This is a genomic window from Halomonas sp. AOP43-D1-4, assembly GCF_052446175.1.
In the GTDB taxonomy this organism is placed as follows: Bacteria; Pseudomonadota; Gammaproteobacteria; order Pseudomonadales; family Halomonadaceae; genus Vreelandella; species Vreelandella citrativorans.
Window position 1 is genome coordinate 79585 of record NZ_JBQSVY010000013.1, and the last position, 21988, is coordinate 101572.

Below are 21988 nucleotides of genomic sequence, written 5' to 3' on the forward strand. Positions count from 1 at the left end.
GGCTTTTTGCTATCTAGTGTCAAGCACTCCAAGAATCCTGATGCCGTTGAGCCTTTGTTATAGCGTGTAGTGAGTTGCAGAGCCCGGACCAACAGGCAGACCCAGCAAAAACACCCACACAAAGAACAGTAAACTCCAGCCGATCAACATGAATAGCGTATAGGGCAACATTAAGGCGACCAGTGTGCCAATGCCCATATCGTTGCGATAACGGGTAGCAACCGCCAGTATCAGCCCAAAATAGCTCATCATTGGGGTGATCAGGTTGGTGACAGAATCACCGATCCGGTAGGCCGCCTGAATTACCTCTGGCGCGTAGCCCATCAGCATCAGCATGGGAACGAAAATCGGAGCGGTCACCGCCCATTGCGCCGATGCGCTGCCCAGCGACAGGTTGACGAACGCACACAGTAAAATAAACAGCGCAAACAGGCCCGGGCCACGTAACCCAAGCGACTCCAGCAGATCAGCGCCCGCCACGGCCGTCACGGTACCAAAATTGCTCCAGTTAAACAGCGCCACAAACTGAGCGGCAAAGAAGACCAGCACAATATACAGCCCAAGGCTGCTCATGCTTTTGGCCATGGCATTTACCACATCACGATCATTGTGCATCGTGCCTGCCAGGCGCCCATAGATGAAGCCCAGTAGTGAGAAGGAGACCGCTACAATGACCACAATGCCGCTCAAGAAGGGCGAGCCGCTGATTAGCCCTGTTTCTGGATTACGCAAGATGCCATTTTCAGGTACCACGGTCATGGCAATTAAGCCAATAAGCACCAGCGTGGCTAACCCCGTGCCTTTTAGCGCTCGCTTCTCCTCAGCGGAAAGCCCTTGCATGGACTGCTGACCAATGTCGCTATCGGCATCAGCGGCATCGTATTTGCCAAGCTTCGGCTCCACGATACGTTCGGTAACCAGGCCGCCGATCAAGGTTACAAAGAAGGTGCTGACAAACATGAAGAACCAGTTTGCTTCAGCGCCTACCACATAAGCCGGGTCCAGTAGGCGAGCGGCCTCTTGGGTAATGCCAGAAAGTAACGGGTCGACGGTTCCAATGAGCAGGTTGGCGCTGTAGCCGCCGGAAACACCACAGAAAGCCGCAGCGAGACCCGCCAAAGGGTGGCGGCCAAGCGAATGGAAGATCATGGCGGCCAGAGGAATAAGTACAACGTAACCAAGCTCGGCCGCCATGTTGGACATAATGCCCGCAAACACAATGGCATAGGTAACGATGCGGGGTGAGCGGTTAAGCACCAACGCTCTCATACTGGCAGAAAGTAGCCCTGAGTGTTCGGCTACGCCAACGCCCAGCATGGCAACCAGCACAGTGCCTAAAGGCGCAAAGCCTGTGAAGTTTGTCACCATCTCGGTGACCAGTCGGCGTAAGCCTTCGGCGTTAAGGAGGGAATTAACCGCAATCCATTCGCCCTCGTTAGCGGGGCGTGGGTCGGCAACTGACACGCCTAAGGCACCGGCAATACCGCTGGCTATCACCACAAGGACACATAAAATGGCAAATAGCGTGACCGGATGAGGGAGCAAGTTGCCAAGCCACTCAACGCTATCGAGAAAGCGGGTAAACGCGCCACGCTTTAGGTTTTTTTCATGGTTTTTAGGGGGTGTCATAAGTTTTATGTCGTTAGAGTGGAGGTTTGTAGCAAAAAAAAAGCCCATTGGGGCTAAAAGATGACACTACGTTGAAGTGTATAAGGGCGCAAACGGCTTTACGTATAGCGGGATTTAAAAAATGAAATGCCGTAAGCGCAGGAAGGACTATGGCAAGCGAAAGGTCGGCCCTGGCGTTAAAGTGATGGCGTGTTCGGCAGTACTCGCGACATATTGGCCACCAGATAATCGACCAATTGACGAATCTTGGGGGACAAGTGGCGGTGGCGGGGGTAAACCGCCCAGACCGCCGTATCATGATGCTGAAAGGGCTCTAGTACGGCGATGAGTTCGCCACTTGCAAGGTGAGGCGCCACGTAATAGTCGGGCAGTTGGGCAAGGCCTAGGCCCTTAAGCGCGGCATCCAGCAGGGCGGGGCCGGAGTTACCTGTCCAGCAGCTTTCTACGCGTACTTCGCGGCGTTGGCCGTTGCTATCAAACAGCCAATTAGGCCGTGAACCTACCAGACAACGATGTTGGCCAAGTTCTGCTAACGTGTGTGGGGGCGGTGTCTGGCGAAAGTAATCCTGGGAGCCGACAATATATTCACGTCGGTCGCACAGGCGCCTGGCGATCAGGCTTGAATCCTTTAATACGCCCATGCGAATGGCGATATCAAAGCCTTCCTCAATGAGTTCAACGGGCCGGTTGGTAAAATGCATGTACACTTCAAGATCAGGATGTAGGCATTGAAATTCATTCACCAGTGGTGCGATATAACGCTCGCCAAAGGTAGTGGCTGAGGTCAGCTTAAGCAGGCCCCGAGGCTTGGCCTGCAGTTCGCTCAGCGCCTGCTCAGCATCTTTCAATCCATCAAACAGATGCTGACAATGCTCCATATACAGAGCGCCTGCATCCGTTAAGCGTATTTGACGCGTTGTACGGTAGAGAAGCTGAATGCCGAGCTGGTTTTCAAGCTGGCTCACCAAGCGGCTAATATGCGAGGTTGATACTTTTAGATGGTTTGCGGCCGCAGAAAATGTGCCCAGTCTGACCACTTCAATAAAGGCTTCGACACGATCCCAGCGCTGCATGGAGGTTCATCCGTTGTAGGTGATTGTTGCTCAGTAGCAATAATGTTATGAGTATATCCCGCTTTTTCTAGTACCTCTAGCTACCTTACACTGTCGCTATTGGAGCAATACGTTATCTGTTCAGGCGACTTACTGCGCCACTGTCTTAAGGAGTGACACTATGAAATCATGTGCTGCCGTTGCGTTAGAGGCGGGTAAACCGCTTGAGCTGGTTGAAATTGATGTGGAAGGTCCAAAAGCGGGCGAAGTGTTGGTAAAAATGGCGGCTACTAGCGTTTGTCATACCGATGCTTATACGTTGTCGGGCGCTGACCCGGAAGGACTCTTCCCTTCAGTGCTGGGTCATGAAGGCGCCGGTGTCGTTCAGGAAGTAGGTGAAGGGGTGACCAGCCTCAAGCCAGGCGACCATGTTATTCCGCTATATACCGCTGAGTGCGGCAAGTGCAAATTCTGTCTGTCAGGTAAAACCAACCTGTGCGGCAGCGTGCGTGCCACCCAAGGGAAAGGCGTAATGCCCGACGGCACCTCGCGCTTCTCGCTGGATGGCAAGATGCTGCACCACTACATGGGAACGTCCACGTTCAGCGAATACACCGTACTTCCTGAAGTCTCGTTAGCAGCGGTTTCCAAAGAAGCCCCGATGGATAAAATCTGCTTGCTGGGCTGTGGCGTGACTACCGGTATTGGCGCGGTACTCAACACTGCAAAAGTAGAGCCAGGCGCTACCGTCGCAGTCTTTGGTTTGGGTGCGATTGGTCTGGCGGTGATCCAGGGCGCGGTCATGGCGAAAGCGGGTCGAATTATCGCCATTGATGTTAATGCGGATAAGTTTGAGCTGGCCAAGCAGTTTGGCGCGACTGACTTTGTAAACCCCAAGGATTACAGCGACTCCATTCAGCAGGTTATTGTTGATTTGACCGATGGCGGCGTGGACTATTCGTTTGAGTGTATCGGTAACGTCAATGTGATGCGCTCAGCGCTTGAGTGCTGCCACAAAGGCTGGGGCGAATCGATCGTGATTGGCGTCGCCGGTGCGGGGGAGGAGATTTCCACACGTCCGTTCCAACTGGTGACCGGGCGCGTTTGGAAAGGCTCCGCGTTTGGTGGTGTGAAAGGCCGCAGTGAACTGCCAGGCTACGTTGAGCGTTACATGAACGGTGAAATTAATATTGATGATTTCATTACTCACGATATGCCGTTTGAGAAAATCAACGAAGCGTTTGAACTGCTGCATGCGGGCAAGAGCATCCGCACCGTTCTGCATTACTAGGTCGTTATTAACAGGTCTGTATTGTTAATTTACTGATAAAGCGCGGCAGGCAGCACTGCCGCGCTTCTCTTTTCGCAAGGAGCCTGCCCCATGAGCATGAGTGAAACCCTGGAACTGGTGTCTGCCAATCGCAGTTTTGGTGGCTGGCACAAACGCTACCGCCATTACTCTCGGGCGCTGGATTGCGATATGGAATTTGCGGTGTACTTACCGCCTCAAGCCGAAAGCGAGCGTGTACCGCTTTTATGGTGGTTGTCCGGGCTTACCTGCAACGATGAAAACTTCATGCAGAAAGCGGGCGCCCAGCGGATAGCGGCAGAGCTTGGGATCGCCATCGTTTGTCCGGATACCAGCCCGCGTGGCACAGACTTACCGGGTGAGCACGATAGTTATGACCTTGGCTCGGGGGCAGGTTTTTATGTCAACGCTACCCAAGCGCCGTGGAAGCCACACTATCGAATGTACGACTATATCGTGGAAGAGTTGCCTTCCGTTGTACGCCAGCACTTCCCGGTAAACGGGCGTGAGTCGATTAGCGGCCACTCGATGGGCGGCCACGGGGCATTAATTTTAGCGTTGCGTCACCCAGGGCGTTTTAGCTCGGTGTCAGCATTCTCGCCGATTGTGAACCCGATGAACTGCCCTTGGGGTCAAAAGGCGTTTACCAGCTATTTGGGTGAGGATCCGTCCACTTGGCGTCAGTACGATGCTTGTGAATTGGTCGCTAATGGCGCTTCGCGTCAACGGCTGTTTATTGACCAGGGCGAGGCGGACCAGTTTTTAGAAGAGCAGCTCAAGCCCGAGCGGCTTGAAGCTGTATGTGACGCGCATGATCATCCGCTGACACTGCGTCGTCAGCCAGGTTACGACCATAGTTACTTCTTTATTGCCTCGTTCATTGAGGAGCATCTACGTTATCATGCGGAACATCTTATGAAATCTTAAGGATAACGATGCTTAAACGTACGCTGAGCCGCTTTCTTCGTCAGCTATGGCGTCTTGTGTGGCGCGGCGTGCTGGTTTTTGTGCTCCTTTCTGTGGCGCTGGTCATTCTGTTTCGTTTTGTGCCCTTGCCAGGCTCCATGATCATGGTGGAGCGCAAAATACAGAGCTGGGTAAACAGCGAACCTATTCGCATTCAGCATCAGTGGCGAAGCTGGGACAATTTATCCAGCAATGCCAAGTTGGCGGTGATTGCTGCTGAAGATCAGCGCTTCCCTCTGCATCGAGGCTTTGACTTTGTTGAGTTGCGACGCGCCTGGGAAGCCAGTCGTGATGGCGGCCGCTTGCGCGGCGCCAGCACGCTGAGTCAGCAAACAGCCAAAAATGTTTTTTTGTGGAGTGGGCGCAGTTGGACGCGCAAAGCGTTAGAGGCCTGGTTCACGCTGTTGATTGAAATTTTCTGGAGCAAACAGCGTATTCTTGAGGTGTATCTGAATATCGCTGAATGGGATAGCGGCGTGTTTGGCCTGGAAGCCGCAGCGCAACACTATTTTGGCGCCTCCGGTGGAGCGATGACGGAGCGCCAGGCAAGCCTGCTCGCGGCCATCCTCCCCAGCCCGCGTACCCGCAGCGCCTCTCGACCTGACGCCCAAGTGGAAAGGCGTAGCCAATGGGTACGCCAGCAGATGCATAACCTGGGCGGAGTAGGGTACCTGGAACGGCTATAGAAGGCTGGATTAAAGAGCTAAAGCCAGCTTCTTCCCTTGATGCGCTTCTATTTATAAAAAAGTGCGCGAATATTATTCAAAATGATAGCGGTATTTTTTTGTATAAGTGATTGAATATAAACTGTTTTGATATATTTTTATGTGTGTTGTTATTATCGTAACTTCATTTTGTTACGTTCTCTTACTTAAAAAATTGAACCTGTGCTGAATCCTTGCGTCACACTTACCACATTCATATCGCGTCAATGAGGTTTCTTACTATGCAACGTATAACTGCTCTATTCTCTGCTGCCCTGCTCGCCACTGGCTTAATGGCATCTACTGCCAACGCCCAGCAAGCGCAGGACCCGGCTCAGGATCCCATGGCTACTCAGCAAGCAGCACCCGCCCAGGATTTTTCTGACCAGCAGTTACAGCAGTTCGCCGATGCTTCTCAAGAAATCGCCGTGATCTCGCAAGAGTATACACAGCGTCTGCAGGAAGCAGGAGATGAGTCAGCCCAACAGGAAGTTCGCGCCGAAGCTAACGATCGTATGATCGAAGTGGTTGAAGACAGCGGCTTGGATGTCGATACCTTCAATGCTATCGGTCAGTCTATCCAGCAAGATCCGGAAATGATGCAGCGTGTTCAAGAGATGGCAAACCAGTCCTAAGCCATCGCTAGTTGATACACCATCAAAGCCCGACACCCAGTGTCGGGCTTTTTTTGCGTCCAGGGTTTACGCTAGTGATGAACCGAGCCAAACTCGGCTTATCTATTAGACACGTCTTGGGAGATCACATGGACGTAGAGCTACTTGAAATACGCCAATTTATGGGCCAGTTTCCTCCTTTTGATGGTCTCTCGGATGAGCTGCTTGATGCGATTGCCGAGCGCGTTGAGGTCAGCTATTTCAAAACGGGCAGCGAGATCCTGGAGCTAAATGATATCGTTAGTGAGCTGTGCTTTATAAGAAGTGGCGCCGTTGAGGTGTATCGCCGCCAGGGTGAGCTTTATAACCGATTAGGCGAGGGGGATATTTTTGGCCACTTTAGTTTATTGCGGAATCACAAAGTGCGCTTCCCGGCCCAGGCGATTGAAGACACGCTGATCTATTTTATTCCCAACGATGTCTTTCAGCGCTTATGCGAAGAGGACGATAACTTCGCTGACTTTGTAGAGCTTGAGCGGCCACGGCTTGAAACGGTTGCCGAGCAACAAAAAAAGTCGAACGATATGATGGTCACGCGTATTCGCAAACTGGTGACCCGCTATCCCGTCATGGTGGCATCCACCACCAGCCTTCAGCAGGTTGCCCAGCAAATTAACGATGCCCAGGCATCAGCGGCCATTGTGCTCACCCAATGCACCGGCAGCCCGCGCTACAGTTTTCAAGACAGCGAGGGCGCCAAATGGAAAATGGTGGGTATTTTTACCGATAGTGACTTTAGAACCCGGGTCGTGGCAGAGGGGCTTTCACCACAAACCGCGATTGGCGATGTCGCGTCCTCTCATTTGATTACCATACAGTCGGATGCGTCGATATATGAGGCCATGCTGACCATGCTGCGCAACAATGTTCATCACTTGCCGGTGCTGTATCGGCAGCGGCCTGTTGGCGTGGTGCACCTTTCCGATATTATTCGCTATGAAACGCATAGCGGACTCTACCTGGTCAGCAATGTTTTCAATCAGTCCAGCGCACAAGGGCTTGCCAAGCTGGCGCCTGATGTTAGTGCGGCGTTTGTACGCATGGTTCAGGAGGGCGCTAACTCGCAGATGGTGGGCAGCGCGCTTTCAACGGTGGGGCGTAGCTTCTTCCGGCGCCTGCTGGAATTGGCCGAAGCTGAGCTTGGGCCACCGCCGGTGCCTTACTGTTTTATGGTTAATGGCTCAATGGCACGCAATGAACAAAGCATTGTGACTGACCAGGATAACGCGCTCATTTTGTCTGATGACTTTATCCCTGAAGAGCATGATGCTTATTTTTATGCGCTGGCCAAGTTTGTTAGCGATGGGCTGGATGCCTGCGGTTATACCTACTGCAAAGGCGATATCATGGCCACCAATCAAGAGTGGCGTCAGCCGCTGAGCGTTTGGAAAGACTATTTTGAAGACTGGATTTCCAATCCGACGCCTAAAAAGCTGCTGCAGAGTTCTATCTTCTTTGACCTTGATAGCATCTATGGCGAAGAACATTTTGTTGAAACGCTACAGGACCTAATTGCGCGTAGAGCTGCTGAATCGCCGTTGTTTTTAGCGGCAATGGCGCGTAACGCGTTAAACCGTACGCCGCCGCTTGGCTTCTTCCGTACCTTTGTCATGGAAAAAGATGGCAAGCATAACAATTCAATTAACCTGAAACGCCGTGGCACAGCGCCGATGGTTGATCTAATCCGTATCCATGCGCTGGCATGTGGTTCCAAAGCGCAAAATACGTTTCAGCGACTAAAAGATATAAGCGATACCCAGCTATTAGCTCCAGGCGTTAGCGATAAGCTGAGCTATGCGTTTGAGTTTTTATGTATGACGCGGTTGCGCCACCAGATGATCGATATTCAGGAAGACCGAGAGCCAGATAACAATATTGAGCCTGAAAATGTAGAGGACAGCGAGCGGCATACGCTGAAGGATGCTTTTCATGTGCTTAGCAATGCTCAGAAATTTTTAAAGTTCCGTTACCCGGTGCCCGCTCAACGGCAGAGGCACTAACATGCTAGACATTCGCCCGCGTCACCGCATCACCCAGCCCGACTGGACTGACTATATGGCGCAGCGTGAGCGCCAGGCGAAAGACCCTGCTATCCAGCGGTTTTTTGCCACACCACTGCCTTCTGGTGATACCCCCATTGCTGACGTGCCGATGGTTGCGCTGGATTTGGAAACCACTGGTTTGGATGAGCGGCGCCATGCCATTGTCAGTATGGGCGTCGTGCCGTTTACACTGGATCGTATCAAGCTCGCGGAGCGCCGTTATTGGGTCGTCAAGCCCACCAGAACGCTGTCTGAATCCTCGATAGCTTTCCACCATATTACCCATTCCGAGGTGGCAGATGCCCCGGATTTGGACGTGGTGCTGGATGAGTTGTTGGACGCGCTCGCGGGCCATTTGGTCGTGGTTCACTTTCGCAATATTGAGCGGCCCTTCCTGGATACGGCGATTAAAGCACGGCGTGGCGAGGGGGTGATGTTCCCGATGATCGATACGATGTCGCTCGAGGCGAGGATACATCGACAAACGTTATGGGCACGTTTTCGACGTTGGTTGGGACGTCCCCCGGTTTCAATACGTTTAAACGCTAGTCGTGCCCGCTATGGTTTGCCTGCCTACCAAGGGCATCATGCACTGGTCGATGCATTGGCAACGGCAGAGCTTCTCCAGGCACAAATCGCCACCCATTATCAGCCAGATACGCCTTTAAAAAATATCTGGTGTTAGCACGGTACTAATAAAAAACGGGCAGCCCTTGGGCTGCCCGTTTTGGTCATGCGTACCGATTAATTACACTGCTTTGGGTTCGCTCATCAAACCTTTGACGATCGCGTAGCACGCCACCAGTAGGATGATGGTAAACGGGAACCCGGTAGAAACGGCCATGGTTTGTAGCGCCGTAAGGCCGCCGCCCAGCAGTAGCGCAATGGCAATGGCGCCTTCAATAATCGCCCAAAACACGCGTTGCGGTGTGGGGGCGTCCACTTTGCCGCCCGCGGTGATGGAGTCAATCACCAGCGAGCCTGAGTCGGAGGAGGTGACAAAGAAGACAATGACCAGCAAGATCGCTATGAAGGAGGTAATTTGCGCCAGTGGCAGTTGCTCCAACATCAGGAACAGCTGAAGGTCGACACCCGCATCGCGCACGGAGCTAATACCCTGGCTCACATATTGATCAATGGCAGTACCGCCAAAGGTCGTCATCCAAAGTACCGATACCACTGAGGGGATAATAAGTACGGAAATCAAAAATTCTCGGACCGTACGACCACGTGATACGCGGGCGATAAACATGCCGACGTACGGAGACCAGGATATCCACCATGCCCAGTAGAAGGCTGTCCAGCCCTGGCTGAAGTTAGCATCTTCACGGCCGAACGGGTTTGAAAGCGCGGTGAAGTGAGTCGCATAGCTCCACAGGTTTTCAAAGAAGCCCGTCGCGATGAACAGAGTCGGACCTACCGCAATCACAAAGAACAGTAGCAACGCCGCCATGGCGATGTTGATCTTGGAGAGCAGTTGCACGCCCTTATCAACACCAGCAACAATGGATGCAATCGCCACCAGGGTAATGCCGACGATCAATAGAATCATCGTGACATCGCTTTCAGGCGCGCCAAACAAATACGAAAGCCCCGCTGCCGCCTGGCTGGCACCTAGGCCTAGTGACGTAGCCAAACCAAACAGCGATGCAAACACCGCCAGAATATCGATCACATGGCCTGGCCAGCCCCAAACGCGCTCACCCAAAATGGGGTAAAACACCGAGCGCATTGAAAGCGGCAAGCCTTTATTGAACGAGAACAGGGCCAGCGAAAGTGCCACGATGGCGTAAATCGCCCAAGGGTGCAGGCCCCAGTGGTAAATGGTGGCTGCCATGGCTAGCGATGTGGCTGCTGCAGCGTTGCCTTCGGCGCCACCCAGCGGTGCCCAATTACTGCCATCAAAGGCGGTGCCGAAGTGGGTAAGTGGCTCATTTACGCCAAAGAACATCAAGCCAATGCCCATGCCAGCGGCAAACAGCATAGAGAACCAGCCCATATAGGTGTAATCCGGTTTGGCGTCGACGCCACCAAGGCGGATTTTACCCAACGGGGAGAAAATCAAACCAACACATAAAATAACGAATATGTTGGCAGCCGTGATAAAAAACCAGGACAGGTTGCCGGTTAGGAAGTTGAAAATGGAATCGTATACCGGCGCAATGGTGTCTTGCAGCGCCAGCGTCAAGACCACGAATAGCAGTACAATAATCGCTGAAATGCTAAACACCTTGCCGTGCAGGTCAAGGTCAAAGCCCATTTTATTGGTCGTGATGTTGTCCTGACCAACAACGTAGTCGGTATCGATCAGATTTGCCGCCCCATCGGGAGCGGGTATGCCTTCAGGGGATTTTGGCTCCTCAGGGGAGCTATTGGGCTCTTGTTTATCCACGAGTACCTCTCCGTTTTAATTAGAAAACACGCGTAGTGTCGTTTTGCTTAACTATATATTAACAAGCATTATATTGCTGTTTTATTGGAACTGTTTTGTAAGTGCAAACAAAGGTGCCGACCCCAGTATCAACTGACGTCGGCACAGTGGTGGATAGCGATTAGCTATTTAGCCATTGCTCAACCACATCCTGGTTTTCTTCGACCCATTTCTTGGCGTTCTCGTAGGGGTCGCTTCCGTCTTCCTGATTCATCAGCATTACTTCACCCATTTGCTCTGGGGTCCATTCGAATGCATTGAGAATCGCGTAGGCTTCTGGCATTTCATCGGCAAAACCGTTACGTACAACGGTATGAATTTGCTCAGCGCCTCCAAATACGTTTTCTGGATCTTCCAGGTATTTAAGGTCCCAGCGTGCAAACATCCAGTGGGGCGTCCAGCTGGTGATCACGATATCTTCTTCATTATTAATGGCGTTACTAAGCGCTGCCACCATCGTGGCGTCGCTGCCACTGCGCAGGCGAAGATCAAGGTCATAGGTATCGACAACTTGCTCTGTCAAGCCCATCAGGCCTGCACCAGGGTCTATACCGATGATCTCACTGTTAAAGAGGTCTGCGTTGCTATTAAGGTCGGCAATCGAGTCAACGTCTGTGTAAGACGGTACGACGAGCCCCAGTTTGGTGCCGTCCAGGTTGGGGCCCAGGTCTTCGACGTGGTCACCAATGCGCTCCATATACTCAGCGTGCGTTGTTGGCAGCCATGCGGCAACAATCGCATCGGCGTCACCGGTTGAAAGTGCCTGGAACATGGCCGCTGCGGAAAGCGAAGTCATGTCTACTTCGTAGCCAGCCTGCTCCAACACCGCAGCAACGACGTTAGTAGAGGCTACTTCTGATGACCATTCAACATACGCAAGATTGATGGTGCCTTGATCCTGTGCCTGAGCGGCACTGCCTACGACTAACCCAGTACCTGCAATCAATGCGGCAGAGGCCAGACGGATACGACGATTTAGCATACGTGTTTTCATTCACTTGCTCCCTTTTGTATTGTTTGCCTTAACATAACATCATATTAGGCAATTCAGCATGGTCGTGAAAATAAAGCTCATCAAGTCAAAGGGGCTAACACCCCATCAAGCTACTTCTCATTTTCTCGTTGTCGTTGGGTATTCCAGTCAGCTTACCTTGAGGTCTTGCGTAACGACTGCGTTAAACGGTCAAGCAGCATGGCCAGAATAACAACGGCAATACCGGCTTCAAAGCCATCGCCTGGGCGCAGGCGCTGTATCGCACGCCATACTTCGCTGCCTAACCCATCGGCACCTATCATCGCGGCAATAACCACCATGGAGAGCGCTAGCATGATCGTTTGGTTAATGCCCGCCATCACTGTAGGTAACGAGAGCGGTAGCTGCACTTTAAATAGTTTTTGGCTTCGAGTGGCGCCGTAAGCATCCGCAGCTTCTATTAACTCTGTAGGTACCTGACGAATGCCGAGCGTCGTAAAGCGAATGGCGGGCGGCATGGAAAAGATAACCGTGGCAAAAATGGCGGACACAGAACCAATGCCGAAAAAGGGAATGGCCGGTATCAGATAGACGAACGCAGGCATGGTCTGCATAAAATCCAGCAGCGGCATGAACAGGCGATAAAGGCGTTCCGATAATGCTGCGGTAATGCCGATAGGCAGTGCAATGACAACGGCAACGACGGTTGCGATCACCACCAGCGTTAACGTCTCGATCATGGGTTCCCAAAGGCCCATATTCCAGATTAATGCCAAGCCAAGGACCGCCCCCAGTGCCAAGCGCGGGCCTGCAAGCCTCCAGCAAAGCAGGGCAATAATGGCCAGCAGTGCCCACTCCGGTAGCCACATCAGCCCATCATTCAGGCTGTTAATCCCGGTTTGGGTAAAGCGTGAAATGCCGCGAGTAACCACAGAGTATTCGCTGGTTAGCCAAGTGAGGCCACCTTCGATCCAACTGCCTAGCGGGATACGGGGAATGTCCATTACGGTTCTCCTGCTCGTGCCAATTCATCCAGTACCGCGCCTTTCACCACAACGCCCAGTAGGCGTTGCTGTTCATCTACCACGGCAATAGGAAAGCTCTTTTCACTAAACATGGCGAACAGGTTCTGCAACGGCTCGTCGGGGGACACTTTGCGGAAGTCCTGAGTCAGGTAGTCGGCGATTTTTTCGGCGCCTTCCTTGATAGCAGTACTCGCGGACTCGGCTTCCAGTAGCCCGAGCAGACGGCGGTCACGGTCAGTTACGTAGATAGAGTCAATTGCGTGGTCCCGCATGCGGTGAAGTGCCGTGCGGGGGCCATCACTATCACGCGCGGTGCTACGCAGTGGGCGCATAGCGCTCTCGGCCGTTAGCACACGCGAGCGGTCGACCCCTTCGATAAACCGACGCACATAATCATCCGCAGGTTGGGTCAGAATTTCTTCAGGAGTGCCAATTTGGACGACTTCGCCATCTTTAAGCAGCACGATTCGATCACCGATATTCAGCGCTTCATCCAAATCGTGGGTAATGAAGACCGTGGTCTTTTGCATTTTGGTTTGGAGCTGCAAAAGTTCCAGTTGCATGTCCTTACGAATCAAGGGGTCAAGCGCTGAAAATGCTTCATCCATTAACAGTACGCTGGCATCGTTAGCCAGTGCGCGGGCCAAGCCAACGCGCTGCTGCATTCCCCCTGAAAGCTGGTGGGGATAAGCGTTCTCCCAGCCATCCAGGCCCACCTGTTTAAGGGCGGTATGGGCGATTTTATGACGCTCGGCTTTATCAATGCCGCGTATTTCCAAGCCAAACTCTGCGTTTTTTTGCACCGTGCGATGCGGAAACAGCGCAAAATTTTGGAAGACCATCGAGAAATGGCGGCGTCGGCACTCCAGTAACGCTTTTTCACTCAGGGTGGGGATGTTTTCATCATCAATGATGATCTCACCTTCCGTTGTGTCAATCAGGCGATTAAGACAGCGGATCAGTGTCGATTTGCCTGAGCCCGAAAGGCCCATGATGACGAGGAGTTCACCTTCATAAACATCGAAGGATATGTTGGAAAGGCCGAGTGTCTGGCCTGTTTGTTCAAGGATTTCTGGACGTTTAAGACCCTGGTCGCGTAGCTCTAATGCTTTTCGAGGTTGTTTACCAAAGACCTTACTTAAGCCTCGGACTCTAATTTTAACAGGACGTTGCTCATCCATAGGCGATGCCTTTTATGTGTATGAGGCGCTTTGTATGGTTGCTCTTTCTGATTTGCCGCCATTTACATAAAAGCAGCACCACCTTCTGTATAAAGCAGCCACACAAAGCATTCATAATGAAAAAACAGTATATGGTTGTATATTTATTAAAAAATATTATACATAAATGAGAGGGTTGTGTCACAACGCCTCTTTAAGCGCGGTCAAGAAATGCCACATGTGTCATTTTGCGCCCACGCGTGGTTGATTGTTAATAGTGATTGTTTCTTTTAAGGTGTTGATTTTAATTATTATTTTTAATAATTCATTGAGTTGGCTTGGTGTGTGCTTGGTTTAGGATAGTGATTCAGGATGTTTTTTGCAGGTTTCAAGGAGATGAATTTTATGAATAAGCACGCGGATGTAAAAGCGAAGCGCCCACGTCTACTTTCTTTGTGCATGATCGCAACTGCTGCCAGTGTCCTCTTGCTTGCTGGCTGTGGTGACAATGAAGAAGAATTGCCGCCTGCCCAACAGCCTGAAACCATGGAGCAAAGTGCAGCACCTGACGTTGAGCAGGATGCCACCATGACCCAAGAGCCTTCCTCAACGGATCAAGCCGCAGATCCCGCTGATCCAGCAGGCACGGGTTCAGCAGATAACGATGAAGCAATTGTCCCGCAAGAGTCAATACAGCCTGAAGATGAGGCGCGTACCCAGGATGTTGAAGAAGAGCCCGGTTTTGGTGAAGGTACAGATCCCATGCCAGGAGCCGCCGATGAAGAAAATGATGATGAGTTAACTAACGGCTAATACCTACGTACTGTTCCCTACGATGATAAGCCGCTTCAGCTGTTCGTTCCCTGCGGCTGCTCCACACGGTTTATCATCTTTACCCTCGCGCCTGCGAGGGTTTTTTTGCGCTGAAGTATGATGCTACTAAGGGTCGCTAGCCGTGTACCCGCGTTATCGCAGCCAGACGCTTGCATCGTAGAAGCGCCTGGCTATGTCGATAAAACACGCATCAAGGCACTGTTGTTGGCCTTTTCATACAGAGTCCTGTTGGTCTAGTCCCGTTGAACCAGTCCTATTGCTCTACTTCTACTCTTCGCTATCTTCAAGACGGCGATAGAGTGTGCGTCGAGCGATACCCAAAAGCTCCGCTGTTCGGCGTTTGTTGCCTCCTGTCGCTTCGAGCACTTTTCGAATATAGCGCTTTTCCACTTCCTCCAGGCTAGGCCATCGAGTGGGCGAGGGCGTCGGTAACTGTGCCCCTGGCAGTACTTCTCCGCTTAATGTCGGCGTGATCTCGGCACTGGCTTCCGGATGAGAATTCTCGCGCAAGCGTTCGGGTAAATCCTGGTGCTGCAAAAGACCCTCTTCACTGAGCGTTACCGCTCGCATAATGGCGTTTTCCAATTCGCGGACGTTACCGGGGTAGGTGTAATTCAGCAGGCTGTTGAGTGCCTCGGGCTCAATTTGCTCAATCTGCTTGTTTTGCGCTTCCGCATGTTTATCAATCAACGCAAAAATCAGATGTTCAATGTCACTGCCCCGTTCACGCAGGGGGGGAATGCGCAGTGAAAAGGTTTCCAGACGATAAAACAAGTCGCTACGAAAGCTCTCCTGCTCAATCTCTTTATCCAGGTTGCGGTGGGTCGCCGCGATGATGCGCACATCCACAGCTTCTTCTCGCTCGCCGCCGACCGGGCGCACGGTTTTTTCCTGAAGCGCCCGGAGCAGTTTGGCTTGGAGGTTGATTGGCATTTCGCCTATCTCATCCAAAAACAGGCTGCCACCTTGAGCGGTATGAAAAAGCCCTTTGCGCGCTTCATTGGCCCCGGTAAAGGCGCCTTTCACATGGCCGAAAAACTCACTTTCCATCAGCTCAGCAGGTATGCTGGCGCAGTTGACGGGGATAAAAGGGGCCTCATGGCGAGGGCTTTCCTGATGAATGGCGCGCGCCAAAAGCTCCTTGCCGGTACCGCTTTCTCCCAAAATAAGAATGGGGGCATTACTTTTAGCCAATCGCGATGCGTCATGAAACAGCGACTGCATAACATTACTTTTGCCCACAATGCCGTGAAAGTGGCTGAGCTCTGTATCGTGTGAAAGCGATAGACGCTGGCGCTCCAGCACCCGAAAGACCGCCTCACGGATAGCATCAAGGTCAAGTGGCTTGGTCAGGAAGTCGTTGGCGCCAAGCTTGAGCGCTTCAACGGCCTGATCGATAGTGCCAAAAGCGGTAATAACGATGATCCCCAATTCGCTGCCACTTTGACGAATTTGCTGCAGCAACTGAATGCCCGTCATCCCCGGCAGGCGTACATCGGTAATCATCATGGCCACAGGGGTATGGCTTAGTAGGGCAATGGCCTCTTCAGCGCTGGGCACGCCAAGCGTTTGATAGCCCGCATCGTTCAACTCTTCTTCTAAAAGCTCTCGGATAGCGGGGTCATCTTCCACTACCAGCAAAGGTAAAGGATGTTCCTGATGGGTCACAAATGTTGTCCTCAAGCGGATGCGGTTTCACTAAGTGGAAGTGTGATTTCAAATCCAGCGCCACCAAGAGCGCTGTCAAACACACCAATCGTACCGCCGTGGTCATTAATAATACGGTGCACCATGGAGAGCCCCAAGCCACTGCCTTGACCCACCGGTTTGGTAGTGAAAAATGGGTCAAAAACGTGCTGATGGTTGCTAGCAGGGATGCCTGGGCCATCGTCTTCTACATAGAGCGTTAATTCATGATCATGCGTACGTACGCGTACGCGAATATGGCTTACGTTAGGTGCTTGCGCTGCATTACGCAGTAGATTGGTAAGCACCTGAACGATTTGCTGTTCGTTCGCCAGTAAATAAGGCGTGGGCGAGGGGAGATGGATATCCAACCGGATATTTCGCGGTTCAAGCTCCTCTTCTACTAAATCGCTGGCATTTTGAATTAACCGATCTAGCGCCAGCTCGCCTTTTTCGACATTATGCTGTCGGCCTAATTCCATTAATTGACGAACTATTTCGACAATTCGCTCAACTTCGCCGCGAATGCGGACAAGTTTGGCCCGTTCCTCATCGCCAATGACGTTTCGGCGAGCTAGCCGCTGGGCCTGGCCGTTAATAACCGTAAGGGGGGCGCCAATTTCGTGGGCGACGCCGGCTGCAAGAACACCCAGCTCTGCCAGTTTTTTGGATTTACGCAGGCGCTTTTCGAGCTCAATTTCACGCTGTTGACGCTCTTCAATATCGTGATCTTTTTCAGCCATGGCGTCGAGCATGCCATTTAAACCTGAGGCAAGCCGACTATACTCAGCCGGGCCGTCTATCGTCGCACGCTGGCTACGATCACCGTCTTCCACCAGTAGCATAACGTGCAATAAACGATTAAGCGGACGTTCAATATAGCGCCTAAACCCCCACCAAATGCTAAAGACGATGCCAGCTGCGCCAATGACAAACACCAGAACCGCCACAATACTTATAAACCCGGTGTAATTTTCGATGCCGGTATTTAAGCGGTTAACCTGAAGTGCACCATGAACGGTGCCATCCTGGGTGCGTAGTGGGATGATGGCCGAGTAATAGGTCCAGCCATCATACTGGCGATAATTACTGTAAAGGTCATCCTGCTCAATTACCTGGCGGATCTCTTCGGGAGAGAAAAGGTCTTTGCCTAAGCCCAGCCCGTAAACTTCGCGCCCCTGAAGGTCAAAGACGTAAGCGCCATAAATTCGATGGAACGAAAACGCCGATTGCAGTGCTTCTTCTAGCGGTGTTGGGCTGTCTCGGGAAACCGCACCACTCAGTGAGGTGCTAAGCGCCCGAGTAATGATCTCGACTTCCGTTTGCAGTTTGGAGCGAACATTGTCTTCCAGCGATTTTATGGCCACTAAGCTGAACACCACCAATACAACAAACAGCGGTACGATGACGGTGATGATAATTAAATTACGAAGTCGCATGCTGCTTCCATGGTGGCATTAAGCGTTTCATCAGTGAAAAGCATTATCAGTAGAAACGGCGGTTGATGAATAGAGTTATGAACATAGGGGCCATCAAAGAATCGCCGGATTAAGGGGATTCTGCAGGCAGTAGCCGATAAAGGCTGCCTTGGCGCTCATCGGTTAGCAAGTAAATGGCGCCGTCTGGGCCTTGGCGCACATCACGAATACGGCCAATATGACCATCAAGAATACGCTCACTTTCAGTAACTTCATCGCCATTCAGCGTGAGGCGTAGCAGCTGTTCACTGCTTAAACCACCTGCGAGCAGGTTGCCTTCCCAAGCGTTAAACGTGCTTCCTCTGACTTCGGCTAAGCCGGATGGTGCAAAACGTCCTTCAAAGTCATAATTCGGGTCTTCCATGCCTGGCAGCGACTTTTCGCCCATGGGTTGTTGGGTAGCGTAATCGTTGCCGAGCGTTACGTCAGGCCAGCCGTAATTAGTACCTGCCTTGATGTGATTCAGCTCATCACCCGTGAGCGGGCCATGTTCCGATACCCACGGCTCACCGTTTTTCAATACGGCCATACCTTGAATATTACGATTACCTAGCGAGTAAATCTCATCTCGGGTGCTGGCATCATTCACAAACGGGTTGTCTTCCGGTACACCGCCTGTTTCGGTCAAGCGCAGCGTAGAGCCTGCGTGGTCATCGCGCGCCTGCGCTCTGGAGGGCTCCGAACCCCGGTCGCCAACGCTCATAAGCAGCGTACCATCGTTTAACCAGGCCAGGCGTGAGCCGTAATGGCGACCGGGAGCCGAGGCACGATCCTGCTCAAACAGATGCTCTACATCGCCTAATTGGTCATCTTGCCAGTAAACACGGGAAAGTGCTGTACGGCTGTTGTTAGCGTCGGGTTTACTCCAGGTAACGTAAATCCAGTCGTGTTCGCCGCTGCCGTCTGCAAAATCCGGGTGCAGTACCACGTCAAGCAGGCCACCCTGGCCATGATGATTGACCGTTGGCATGCCCTCCAGCGCCTGGTATTCACCGCTGCGCGAATCTACCAGATTCAGTTGCCCGTTGCGCTCGCTCACCAGGAGGCGGCCATCCGGAAGAAATGCCACCGCCCAAGGGTGTTCAAACCCCGAGGCTACCCGCTCAATGGCGACGGCTAGATGCTCGGTTTCGATAGATTCATGGACAACGTCAGCGTGCGCCGTACCCACTGCACTGGTTAGCAGCAGTCCGCCCAAAACGGTTGATGGCCATGAATTAACCGGCCTGGCGTTTTGTTCCACATGCATAGCGCATTCTCCTGTAGTGATGAGCCCAAGGGGAACCTCAGCGGGGCGAACCTTGCAATAAGGCTTTCATCAGTCTAGCAGGGACTTTTCCTATTGGGCTCATTCCCCACCAAGAGAAGGCATTAGGAGTGCTAACAGTATCGGTAGGTAGATCAGTGCTAACAGGGTCGAGCAAAATACCAGGCTGGCCACATAAGCTGGCTCACGCCGGGCACGCTGGGCAAATAAATAGTTAAACACCGCCACGGGCATACACATTTGTAAAACGAGAATGCCTTGCGCCAGCGGCGGAAGCCCTACCCAGCCTGCGATGAACCAGGCCGCCACCGCCGCCAACGGTATGCGCACGAGGCTAAACCCTAACCCGGAACGCAGGCTTTTTACCTGAATACTCGCCAAGGAAACACCCAAGGTGATCAGCATCAACGGTACGGTAAAGCCCGACATAAGGCCCACGGTGTTGCCAAGCCAAGGCGGTAGTGAGGTATCGGTTAGCAGCAGCACCATGGAAATTAAAATGGCATATACCGTCGGGGTCTTAACGAGCGTTTTTAGCGGGTTGCCTTGGCTGTTGAGAACAGAGCCCAGGGTGAACTGGAACAGCGAGACCGTTACCATCACCGTGATGCCATAAGCAAAACCAGCGCTACCAAATGCATAAAGAACCACTGGTAGCCCCATGTTGCCGGTATTGGGGTACATCATGGGAGACAGCAGAACGCGCCAGTCACGGCCCAGCAGCTTGGCAACAGCAAAGGTCGCTAGCCCCATGGTGATGATCACCAGCGCAGTCGCCAGCATGGTGCGACCAAAGGTGTCGGCATCTATGTCGGCACCCGCAAGCGAGGCCAACACCAGCGCGGGCGTGCCGATGTTGAAAACCAGTCGAGTAACAAAATCGACAGGATAAGGGTGTCCTAGCCGAATCCACAAAAAACCTAACCCCGCACCGGCAAGTACGGGGGCCATAACAGCAAACAGTTCGGCAAGCATTAACGGTCCTTGGCAATCGTGGGTTGCCTATTGTCGTTAATGAGCCTGCTAATAGGCAAGGCGAATACGCAAAATTCGTTAAGCGTTTACGGCTGTGCGTTGCCACTGCACGGGAACGTGCTGGCGTAAAAAATCAAGCAACGCGTTGGTTCGCCGAGGTTGGTGGCCGTAAGCGTAAAGTAAATTAATGGGCAGCGGCGTAGGCTCCCAGCCCACCAGGCAAGGGACCAGCTCGCCAGGGTGATGTTCTTCACGCCGTTTAACTAACCAGTGGGGCAGTAGACCTATCCCTTGATGGCCCGCAATGGCGTCGATATGCAGCGCGGTCAAATCGACGCGCAGGCGCGAGCGTGGCGGGTCGAAAAGATAATCACCGTAACTGGCGTGATGGAGCGTTAGTCCGTTGGATGCCGTGTTGAGCAAGTCGATCCAGGCGTACTGGGGTAACTCATCAGGATGGGTTGGTGACCCGTTTTCGGCCAGATAGCGTGGGCTGGCATATAACCCGCGGGTTAAATGGCCCAGACACTCCTGGTTAAGCCCGCATTCATTGGTAAAGCCCAGCCATACATGCACGCTATTGCTATGCATTTTGGTGGGCGGTGTTTCGCGGGTTCGAAGCTCTAGCTCTACTTTTGGGTAACTGTTTAAAAAGGCATTGACCACAGGGGCCATCCAGCTTCGCGCCAAGGCCCCATGGATTTCCAGCGTGACTTTGCCACTAATTTCTTCGCGCAGCTCGGCCAAGGCTTCCTGGCTGTGGCTTGCCATCGAGAGCAATTCAGTACAGTACGTATGAAAGAGCAGGCCAGCCTCGGTAGGAATTAAACGATTGGCCTGGCGGCGTAGTAGTGGCTGATTAAGCCGTGCTTCCAACTGGCTGATACGACGACTCAGTGTTGATTTTGCTAACCCCAGCTTTTGCGCACTGCGTGTCACGCTACCGGTCGCCATTACATCCGCGAAAGCAGCCAGTTCGTCAAAGTCATACATGGTCGCGCCACAGGTCAATTAAGAAGCGTCTATTGTGCCACTTTTGAGGTGGAATGAAAATAATTGGCATTTAGGTTGCGTATTACCGAACACCCCGTGCCGTCCCATGGTGGAACTTTGTAGGTAACATGATAATGCTAATAGTTACCATTCAGCTTAATTATTTTAGACAATGGAAATAACATGCCTAACTCATTTCGTCTAACGCTACTCGCAACTACAGTTGCCTCGTTGGCAACAAGCACCGCGCTGGCCCAGCAGTCTGAGACATTAAACAATATGGTGGTGACCGCTTCGGGCTTCGAACAGCAGATAAAGGACGCCCCCGCTTCCATTAGCGTATTATCTCGCGAGCAGTTGGAGCGAGGCCATTACCAAAATATTACGGACGCGCTGCGCGATGTACCGGGGGTAACGGTAACCGGAGGCGGAGGGGGGGATAACGGGCACGACATTTCCATTCGCGGTATGCCTGCCCAGTACACGCTGGTTTTGGTAGACGGTCGTCCGCAGAGCTCGCGTGAATCGCGCCCGAACGGTAGCGCTGGTTTCGAACAGGATTGGCTGCCGCCCCTACAAGCTATTGAACGTATTGAAATCGTGCGTGGGCCCATGTCGACTCTATATGGATCAGACGCTATTGGTGGGGTAATCAACGTGATCACTCGCAAGGTGGCCCAGCAATGGCATGGCAACCTTCAGGTCGATACCGTGCTGCAGGAAAGCAGTTCTTCAGGCGATAGCCGTCAAGGTAACTTCTACCTAAGTGGGCCGCTGGTGGGCGATACTT

19 protein-coding genes are annotated in these 21988 nt (G+C 52.4%); 8 read left to right on the top strand and 11 right to left on the bottom strand.

The annotated features are described in order from the left end of the window. Positions 1-57: 57 nt before the first annotated feature. Together ACT3RQ_RS14500 and ACT3RQ_RS14505 are read right to left on the bottom strand one after the other, a co-directional pair. Entirely contained in the window at positions 58-1629 is a 1572-nt protein-coding gene (locus ACT3RQ_RS14500; RefSeq protein WP_192527424.1) for an AbgT family transporter, read from the bottom strand. A 176-nt stretch (positions 1630-1805) separates the two neighbouring features. Further along, entirely contained in the window at positions 1806-2702 is an 897-nt protein-coding gene (locus ACT3RQ_RS14505; RefSeq protein ID WP_444680740.1) for a LysR family transcriptional regulator, read from the bottom strand. Between the two features lie 160 nt (positions 2703-2862). Between ACT3RQ_RS14505 and ACT3RQ_RS14510 the strand changes: the two genes are divergently transcribed. From ACT3RQ_RS14510 to ACT3RQ_RS14535, 6 genes are all read left to right on the top strand, one after another. Then, positions 2863-3972, top strand: a complete 1110-nt coding sequence (locus ACT3RQ_RS14510) for an S-(hydroxymethyl)glutathione dehydrogenase/class III alcohol dehydrogenase (RefSeq protein WP_444680741.1) — start codon at positions 2863-2865, stop codon at positions 3970-3972. 90 nt (positions 3973-4062) lie between these two features. Beyond that, entirely contained in the window at positions 4063-4917 is an 855-nt protein-coding gene (fghA, locus tag ACT3RQ_RS14515) for an S-formylglutathione hydrolase (protein WP_442353459.1), read from the top strand. 8 nt (positions 4918-4925) lie between these two features. Next, positions 4926-5642 (top strand): monofunctional biosynthetic peptidoglycan transglycosylase, encoded by a 717-nt coding sequence (gene mtgA / locus ACT3RQ_RS14520; protein WP_172117523.1) that lies wholly within the window; start codon positions 4926-4928, stop codon positions 5640-5642. Between the two features lie 260 nt (positions 5643-5902). Further along, positions 5903-6295 (top strand): DUF4168 domain-containing protein, encoded by a 393-nt coding sequence (locus tag ACT3RQ_RS14525; protein ID WP_172117524.1) that lies wholly within the window; start codon positions 5903-5905, stop codon positions 6293-6295. 128 nt (positions 6296-6423) lie between these two features. Next, a complete protein-coding gene (locus ACT3RQ_RS14530) occupies positions 6424-8334 on the top strand; it encodes a DUF294 nucleotidyltransferase-like domain-containing protein (protein WP_444622282.1) in 1911 nt (636 codons plus the stop codon). 1 nt (position 8335) lies between these two features. Continuing rightward, positions 8336-9061: a 3'-5' exonuclease gene (locus ACT3RQ_RS14535; protein ID WP_444680742.1), complete on the top strand. Its 726-nt coding sequence runs from the start codon at positions 8336-8338 to the stop codon at positions 9059-9061. Positions 9062-9124: 63 nt separating this feature from the next. Here ACT3RQ_RS14535 and ACT3RQ_RS14540 read toward each other — a convergent pair whose 3' ends face one another. The 4 genes from ACT3RQ_RS14540 to ACT3RQ_RS14555 form a co-directional block, all read right to left on the bottom strand. Beyond that, positions 9125-10768 (bottom strand): BCCT family transporter, encoded by a 1644-nt coding sequence (locus ACT3RQ_RS14540; RefSeq protein WP_444680743.1) that lies wholly within the window; start codon positions 10766-10768, stop codon positions 9125-9127. Between the two features lie 160 nt (positions 10769-10928). Next, positions 10929-11801 carry a glycine betaine ABC transporter substrate-binding protein gene (locus ACT3RQ_RS14545; protein WP_172117528.1) on the bottom strand — a complete coding sequence of 291 codons (873 nt, stop codon included), beginning with the start codon at positions 11799-11801 and terminating at the stop codon, positions 10929-10931. 152 nt (positions 11802-11953) lie between these two features. Continuing rightward, positions 11954-12784, bottom strand: coding sequence for an ABC transporter permease (locus ACT3RQ_RS14550; RefSeq protein ID WP_444680744.1), 831 nt, complete (start codon positions 12782-12784; stop codon positions 11954-11956). Further along, complete coding sequence (locus ACT3RQ_RS14555; RefSeq protein WP_444680745.1) at positions 12784-13986, bottom strand: quaternary amine ABC transporter ATP-binding protein; 1203 nt, start codon at positions 13984-13986, stop codon at positions 12784-12786. The genes ACT3RQ_RS14550 and ACT3RQ_RS14555 overlap by 1 nt, the downstream gene beginning before the upstream one ends. 384 nt (positions 13987-14370) lie before the next feature. Between ACT3RQ_RS14555 and ACT3RQ_RS14560 the strand changes: the two genes are divergently transcribed. Next, the gene (locus ACT3RQ_RS14560; RefSeq protein ID WP_172117531.1) at positions 14371-14778 is read left to right on the top strand and encodes a hypothetical protein; all 408 of its coding nucleotides are present in this window, start codon (positions 14371-14373) and stop codon (positions 14776-14778) included. Between the two features lie 288 nt (positions 14779-15066). On the opposite strand, the gene ACT3RQ_RS14565 is transcribed toward ACT3RQ_RS14560, so the two are convergent. The 5 genes from ACT3RQ_RS14565 to ACT3RQ_RS14585 all read right to left on the bottom strand — a co-directional run bounded on the left by ACT3RQ_RS14565 (position 15067) and on the right by ACT3RQ_RS14585 (position 21198). Next, positions 15067-16467 (bottom strand): sigma-54-dependent transcriptional regulator, encoded by a 1401-nt coding sequence (locus ACT3RQ_RS14565; RefSeq protein WP_193057013.1) that lies wholly within the window; start codon positions 16465-16467, stop codon positions 15067-15069. A gap of 11 nt (positions 16468-16478) precedes the next feature. Beyond that, entirely contained in the window at positions 16479-17924 is a 1446-nt protein-coding gene (locus tag ACT3RQ_RS14570) for a sensor histidine kinase (protein ID WP_444680746.1), read from the bottom strand. 109 nt (positions 17925-18033) lie between these two features. Then, positions 18034-19212, bottom strand: a complete 1179-nt coding sequence (locus ACT3RQ_RS14575) for a PQQ-dependent sugar dehydrogenase (protein ID WP_444680747.1) — start codon at positions 19210-19212, stop codon at positions 18034-18036. A gap of 99 nt (positions 19213-19311) precedes the next feature. After that, positions 19312-20205, bottom strand: a complete 894-nt coding sequence (locus ACT3RQ_RS14580) for an AEC family transporter (RefSeq protein WP_172117536.1) — start codon at positions 20203-20205, stop codon at positions 19312-19314. A 78-nt stretch (positions 20206-20283) separates the two neighbouring features. Continuing rightward, complete coding sequence (locus tag ACT3RQ_RS14585) at positions 20284-21198, bottom strand: LysR family transcriptional regulator (RefSeq protein WP_444638982.1); 915 nt, start codon at positions 21196-21198, stop codon at positions 20284-20286. A 183-nt stretch (positions 21199-21381) separates the two neighbouring features. On the opposite strand from ACT3RQ_RS14585, the gene ACT3RQ_RS14590 reads away from it, so the two are divergent. After that, on the top strand, positions 21382-21988 hold a 607-nt coding region (locus tag ACT3RQ_RS14590; RefSeq protein ID WP_444680748.1), incomplete at its 3' end, for a TonB-dependent receptor plug domain-containing protein.

Excerpts from the sequence above, each read along its gene's own strand:
- ACT3RQ_RS14500 (WP_192527424.1), bottom strand. The coding sequence starts at position 1,629 with ATGACACCCCCTAAAAACCATGAAAAAAACCTAAAGCGTGGCGCGTTT.
- mtgA (WP_172117523.1), top strand. The coding sequence starts at position 4,926 with ATGCTTAAACGTACGCTGAGCCGCTTTCTTCGTCAGCTATGGCGTCTT.
- ACT3RQ_RS14580 (WP_172117536.1), bottom strand. The coding sequence starts at position 20,205 with ATGCTTGCCGAACTGTTTGCTGTTATGGCCCCCGTACTTGCCGGTGCG.
- ACT3RQ_RS14555 (WP_444680745.1), bottom strand. The coding sequence starts at position 13,986 with ATGGATGAGCAACGTCCTGTTAAAATTAGAGTCCGAGGCTTAAGTAAG.
- ACT3RQ_RS14550 (WP_444680744.1), bottom strand. The coding sequence starts at position 12,784 with ATGGACATTCCCCGTATCCCGCTAGGCAGTTGGATCGAAGGTGGCCTC.
- ACT3RQ_RS14560 (WP_172117531.1), top strand. The coding sequence starts at position 14,371 with ATGAATAAGCACGCGGATGTAAAAGCGAAGCGCCCACGTCTACTTTCT.
- fghA (WP_442353459.1), top strand. The coding sequence starts at position 4,063 with ATGAGCATGAGTGAAACCCTGGAACTGGTGTCTGCCAATCGCAGTTTT.
- ACT3RQ_RS14575 (WP_444680747.1), bottom strand. The coding sequence starts at position 19,212 with ATGCATGTGGAACAAAACGCCAGGCCGGTTAATTCATGGCCATCAACC.
- ACT3RQ_RS14570 (WP_444680746.1), bottom strand. The coding sequence starts at position 17,924 with ATGCGACTTCGTAATTTAATTATCATCACCGTCATCGTACCGCTGTTT.
- ACT3RQ_RS14525 (WP_172117524.1), top strand. The coding sequence starts at position 5,903 with ATGCAACGTATAACTGCTCTATTCTCTGCTGCCCTGCTCGCCACTGGC.
- ACT3RQ_RS14535 (WP_444680742.1), top strand. The coding sequence starts at position 8,336 with ATGCTAGACATTCGCCCGCGTCACCGCATCACCCAGCCCGACTGGACT.
- ACT3RQ_RS14585 (WP_444638982.1), bottom strand. The coding sequence starts at position 21,198 with ATGTATGACTTTGACGAACTGGCTGCTTTCGCGGATGTAATGGCGACC.
- ACT3RQ_RS14505 (WP_444680740.1), bottom strand. The coding sequence starts at position 2,702 with ATGCAGCGCTGGGATCGTGTCGAAGCCTTTATTGAAGTGGTCAGACTG.
- ACT3RQ_RS14545 (WP_172117528.1), bottom strand. The coding sequence starts at position 11,801 with ATGAAAACACGTATGCTAAATCGTCGTATCCGTCTGGCCTCTGCCGCA.
- ACT3RQ_RS14510 (WP_444680741.1), top strand. The coding sequence starts at position 2,863 with ATGAAATCATGTGCTGCCGTTGCGTTAGAGGCGGGTAAACCGCTTGAG.
- ACT3RQ_RS14530 (WP_444622282.1), top strand. The coding sequence starts at position 6,424 with ATGGACGTAGAGCTACTTGAAATACGCCAATTTATGGGCCAGTTTCCT.